The sequence below is a fragment of the Burkholderia sp. Ac-20379 genome (assembly GCF_017104645.1).
GTDB lineage: Bacteria > Pseudomonadota > Gammaproteobacteria > Burkholderiales > Burkholderiaceae > Burkholderia.
This window is the reverse complement of sequence record NZ_JAAGPF010000410.1, coordinates 1-5,579: the sequence shown is the minus strand read 5'-3', so window position 1 is coordinate 5,579 and position 5,579 is coordinate 1. Positions and strand designations below refer to the sequence as shown.

Annotated in this window: 4 protein-coding genes; 3 read left to right on the top strand and 1 reads right to left on the bottom strand. The window is 69.0% G+C overall.

Annotated elements, in window-relative coordinates:
- The 3 genes from G3N92_RS30180 to def all read left to right on the top strand — a co-directional run.
- Positions 1–1,103, top strand: a 1,103-nt coding sequence (locus tag G3N92_RS30180; protein ID WP_206131218.1) for a cell division protein ZipA C-terminal FtsZ-binding domain-containing protein, incomplete at its 5' end; no start/stop codon positions are given.
- Between the two features lie 108 nt (positions 1,104–1,211).
- The gene (gene ligA, locus G3N92_RS30175) at positions 1,212–3,287 is read left to right on the top strand and encodes an NAD-dependent DNA ligase LigA (RefSeq protein ID WP_206131217.1); all 2,076 of its coding nucleotides are present in this window, start codon (positions 1,212–1,214) and stop codon (positions 3,285–3,287) included.
- Positions 3,284–3,817, top strand: coding sequence for a peptide deformylase (gene def, locus G3N92_RS30170; protein ID WP_206131216.1), 534 nt, complete (start codon positions 3,284–3,286; stop codon positions 3,815–3,817). Before ligA ends, def begins: the two co-directional genes overlap by 4 nt.
- Positions 3,818–3,933: 116 nt before the next feature.
- Here def and G3N92_RS30165 read toward each other — a convergent pair.
- On the bottom strand, positions 3,934–5,579 hold a 1,646-nt coding region (locus G3N92_RS30165), incomplete at its 5' end, for a pseudouridine synthase (RefSeq protein ID WP_206131215.1).

Here is a 5,579-nt window from a genome sequence, read left to right as displayed (position 1 = left end):
CCGGCGATCGCGCCGCGCGCGTCGAGCCGACGTTCGGCAGCGCGCCCGAAGCCCCGCTGCCGGCGGATGTGCCGGCCGATCTGCAAGCCGACGAGACGCTGACGGCGGCAGGCGGCGCCGAAGCGGCCGAGGCCGTCGACGCTTCCGCCGAAGCCCATGCGGACGACGCGCACGCCCCGCAGTCGGGCGAAGCGGGCACGGCCGATGCGCGCGACGAGCCGTCCCTCGCGGCCGACGACGCCGAACCGGTGCTGCCCGCCGCCACCACGATTTCCTCCGCGCCGCCGGCCATCGTCGACCGCCGCATCGATTGCATCGTGCCGATCCGGCTCGGCGGCCCGATGCCGGGCGAGCGCCTGATGCCGGCCGCGCAGCGGCTGCGCCGCGCGGGCAACAAGCCCGTGCACATCGAGGGCAAGCCCGAGGGCAGCGATCACTGGGAGCTGCTGCAGGGCGGCGTGCGCTACGAGGAGTTGCGCGCGGCGGCCCAGCTCGCGAACCGCAACGGCCCGCTCAACGAGCTCGAATTCTCGGAGTTCGTGTCGGGCGTCGGCCAGTTCGCCGATGCGATCGACGGCGGCGCCGAATTCCCCGACATGCTCGAAACCGTGCAGATGGCACGCGAGCTGGACGGTTTCGCCGCGCAATGCGATGCGCAGCTGTCGATCAACGTGATGTCGGACGGCGCGCCGTGGTCGGCCAACTACGTGCAGGCCGTGGCCTCGCAGGACGGCCTGTTGCTGTCGCGCGACGGCACGCGTTTCGTCAAGCTCGACGCGAAGCAGAACCCGGTGTTCATGCTGCAGTTCGGCGACACCAATTTCCTGCGCGACGACCTGACCTACAAGGGCGGCAACATGATCACGCTGGTGCTCGACGTGCCGGTGGCCGACGAAGATATTCTCCCGTTCAAGCTGATGTGCGATTACGCGAAATCGCTGTCGGACCGGATCGGCGCGCGGGTGGTCGACGATTCGCGCCGGCCGCTGCCCGAGGCCACGCTGGTCGCGATCGAGCAGCAACTGATGAAGCTGTACGGGCGGCTCGAGCAGGCCGGGATTCCGGCCGGTTCGCCCGTCACGCGGCGCCTGTTCAGCCAGTAACCGGGCCGGCCCGCACAAAGGGCCGGCAGGCGCGAGACAGACGGTGCGCAAGCGCACGCCGCCTGAGATAATCCTGACTCGATTGTCACGAGAGCAAGTGCCGCCAGCATGGCCCGATCCCCAGTAGAACCGTCAGCCAGCCAGCCGTCCGACCGGGCGGCCTGGTTGCGCAACGAACTCGAGCGCGCGAATCACGCGTATTACGTGCTCGACCAGCCCGATCTGCCCGACGCCGAGTACGACCGGCTGTTCCGCGAACTGCAGCAGATCGAGGCCGATCATCCCGACCTGATCACGCCCGACTCGCCGACCCAGCGCGTGGGCGGCGAGGCCTCCACGGGCTTCACGCCGGTGGTGCACGACGTGCCGATGCTGTCGCTGAACAACGGCTTTGCCGACGAGGACATCGCCGCGTTCGACAAGCGCGTGTCCGACATGCTCGACAAGGCTCCGGCCGATCTGGCCGGCACCGCCACCGATCCCGTCGAATACGCCTGCGAGCTGAAGTTCGACGGGCTGGCGATCTCGCTGCGCTACGAGCACGGCAAGTTCGTCCAGGCCGCCACGCGCGGCGACGGCGCAACCGGCGAGGACGTGACCGAAAACGTCCGCACCATCAAATCGATCCCGATCACGCTGAAGGGCGCGAATCCGCCCGCCGTGCTCGACGTGCGCGGCGAAGTGCTGATGTACAAACGCGATTTCGCCCGCCTGAACGAACGGCAGCGCGAGGCCGAGCAGCGCGAATTCGCGAACCCGCGCAACGCGGCGGCCGGCAGCCTGCGCCAGCTCGATTCGAAGATCACGGCGCAGCGGCCGCTGTCGTTCTTCGCCTACGGGATCGGCGTGCTCGACGGCGCGCCGATGCCCGATACGCACAGCGGCCTGCTCGATTGGTACGAAGCGTTCGGGCTGCCGGTCAATCGCGAGCGCGCCGTGGTGAAGGGCGCCGACGGCCTGCTCGATTTCTTCCGCAAGGTCGGCGAGCGCCGCGAGGCGCTGCCGTACGACATCGACGGCGTGGTCTACAAGGTCAACCGGCGCGACGAGCAGGAGCGGCTCGGCTTCGTGTCGCGCGCGCCGCGCTTCGCGCTGGCCCACAAGTTTCCGGCCCAGGAAGCGCTGACGAAGCTCGTCGCGATCGACGTGCAGGTCGGCCGCACCGGCGCGATCACGCCGGTCGCGCGGCTCGAGCCGGTGTTCGTCGGCGGCGCGACCGTCACCAATGCGACGCTGCACAACGAGGACGAAGTCCGCCGCAAGGACATCCGGATCGGCGACACCGTGATCGTGCGGCGCGCCGGCGACGTGATCCCGGAGGTGGTATCCGCGTTGATGGATCGCCGCCCGGCCGATGCGGCCGAATTCGTGATGCCGACCGAATGCCCGGTGTGCGGCTCGAAGATCGAGCGTCTGCCCGACGAGGCGATCGCCCGCTGCACCGGCGGCCTGTTCTGCCCGGCCCAGCGCAAGCAGGCGCTCTGGCACTTCGCGCAGCGCCGCGCGCTCGATATCGACGGCCTCGGCGAGAAGATCATCGACCAGCTCGTCGAACAGAACCTCGTGCGCACGCCGGCCGATCTGTTCCATCTCGGCTTCGCGACGCTGGCCGCGCTCGACCGCTTCGCCGACAAATCGGCGCAGAACCTGCTCGAATCGCTCGACAAGGCGCGTCACACCACGCTCGGCCGTTTCATCTACGCGCTCGGCATCCGCCATGTCGGCGAATCCACCGCCAAGGATCTGGCCAAGCATTTCGGCTCGCTGCAGCCGATCATCGACGCCACGACCGAGCAACTGCTCGAGGTCAACGACGTCGGGCCGGTGGTGGCCGAATCGCTGCACCAGTTCTTCGCCGAGGAACACAATCTCACAGTGATCGCGCAGTTGCGCGAGAAGGTCGAATGGCCGGAAGGGCCGCCCGCGCCGCGCGAGCCGCAGGGCGTGCTGGCCGGCAAGACGGTCGTGCTGACGGGCACGCTGCCCACGCTCGCGCGCGACGACGCGAAGGCCATGCTCGAAGCGGCCGGCGCGAAGGTGACCGGTTCGGTGTCGAAGAAGACCGATTACGTGGTCGCCGGCGCCGAAGCGGGCAGCAAGCTCGCCAAGGCCGAGGAACTCGGCATCCCTGTGCTCGACGAGGACGGGATGCATCAACTGCTCAAGGGGGAGACACCATCATGATTCGCGAAATCCTGAGGATGGGCGATCCGCGCCTGCTCGAAGTCGCCAAGCCGGTCGATGCGTTCGACACACCGGCGCTGCACGAGCTCGTGGCCGACATGTTCGAGACCATGCATCACGCCAACGGCGCCGGGCTGGCCGCGCCGCAGATCGGCGTCGATCTGCAGGTGATCATCTTCGGCTTCGGCAACAACGCGCGCTATCCCGACGCGCCGCCGGTGCCCGAAACGGTGCTGATCAACCCGAGCGTCGAATATCTGCCGCCGGACATGGAGGAGGGCTGGGAAGGCTGTCTGTCCGTGCCGGGCATGCGCGGCGTGGTGAGCCGCTACACGAAGGTGCATTACAGCGGCTTCGATCAGTACGGCAAGCGCATCGACCGCGTGGCCGAGGGCTTTCATGCGCGCGTGGTGCAGCATGAATACGATCACCTGATCGGCAAGCTCTATCCGATGCGGATCACCGATTTCTCGAAGTTCGGCTTCGCGGAAGTGCTGTTCCCGGGCCTGGATCCGAACGCCGACGATTGAGCCCGGCGGCACCTGTGCCTGCCGCGTCCGGATGAAAAAACGGCGCCGGGAACCTCTGGGTTCCCGGCGCCGTTTGCGTTGCGGATGCCGTGCGGTTAACGCTTAACGCGGCGGCATCAGAACGTTTCGTCCGGCGACAGGTAGCGCCATTCGCCCTGCGGCAGCGCGCCGAGCATCACGCGGCCCATCCGCACGCGCTTCAGGCCGATCACTTCCAGCCCGACCAGTTCGCACATGCGGCGGATCTGACGCTTCTTGCCTTCGCGCAGCACGAAGCGAAGCTGTTCGCCGTTCTGCCAGCTCACCATCGCGGGCTTCAGTGCGACGCCGTCGAGCTCGAGGCCGTGACGCAGCTTCGCCAACTGCTCGGCCGGGAACGTCTGGTCGATATCGATCAGCTGTTCGCCGAAGCGCACGCGCACCAGATATTCCTTGTCGACGTCCGAGTTCTCGCCGATCAGCTGCTTGGCGACCACGCCGTTTTGGGTGAGCACGAGCATGCCGGTCGAATCGATGTCGAGGCGGCCGGCCGGGGCGAGCGCGCGCAACTGCATCGGCGAGAAGCGCAGCGGCGAGCGATCGCCGCTCCACTGGTTCTCGCGCGTGATCAGCGTCACGGCCGGCTCGTAGCCGTCTTCGGCCTGACCCGACACGTAGCCGACCGGTTTGTGCAGCAGGATCGTGACCTGCGCGGCCTGTGCCGCCTGCGCGCGATCGTCGATCTCGATCTTCTGCTCCGGGCGGACCTTCGTGCCGAGCGTGTCGATGCGTTCGCCGTCGACGAGGACCCAGCCCTTCTCGATCCATTCGTCCGCTTCGCGGCGCGAGCAGAGGCCCAGTTCGGACATCCGCTTCGACAGACGCATCATGCCGGTTTCGTCAGCGTCGTCGAACGAGGGCGCAGGCGATTTGACCGGTTGGGCGGTCTTGATGCGTGAGGGTGCCTCGGCGTCGCGCGGGGCGCGGGCGGGGCGGTCGGTGTTGCGGGCGAAGCGGGCGCCGTCTTCGCGCGGGGCGCGGTCGCCCAGATGTGCGGGGCGTGCATCGCCACGAGGCGGCCGGCCTTCGCCGCTGCGTTGCGGACGATCCCCGTCGCGGGAGAAACGCGCGCCGCCTTCACGCGGCGGACGGTCGCCGAAACGCGGACGATCGCCATCGCGGGGCGGACGGCCTTCGCTGCTACGTTGCGGACGATCACCGTCACGCGAGAAACGTGCACCGCCTTCACGCGGCGGGCGGTCGCCGAAACGCGGGCGATCGCCATCGCGGGGCGGCCGGCCTTCGCCACTGCGTTGCGGACGATCCCCGTCGCGCGAGAAACGTGCACCGCCTTCACGCGGCGGGCGGTCGCCGAAGCGCGGACGATCGCCGTCGCGGGGCGGACGGCCTTCGCTGCTGCGTTGCGGACGATCCCCGTCGCGCGAGAAACGTGCACCGCCTTCACGCGGCGGGCGGTCGCCGAAACGCGGGCGATCGCCATCGCGGGGCGGCCGGCCTTCGCCACTGCGTTGCGGACGATCCCCGTCGCGCGAGAAACGTGCACCGCCTTCACGCGGCGGGCGGTCGCCGAAGCGCGGACGATCGCCGTCGCGGGGCGGACGGCCTTCGCTGCTGCGTTGCGGACGATCCCCGTCGCGCGAGAAACGTGCACCGCCTTCACGCGGCGGGCGGTCGCCGAAACGCGGGCGATCGCCATCGCGGGGCGGCCGGCCTTCGCCACTGCGTTGCGGACGATCCCCGTCGCGCGAGAAACGTGCACCGC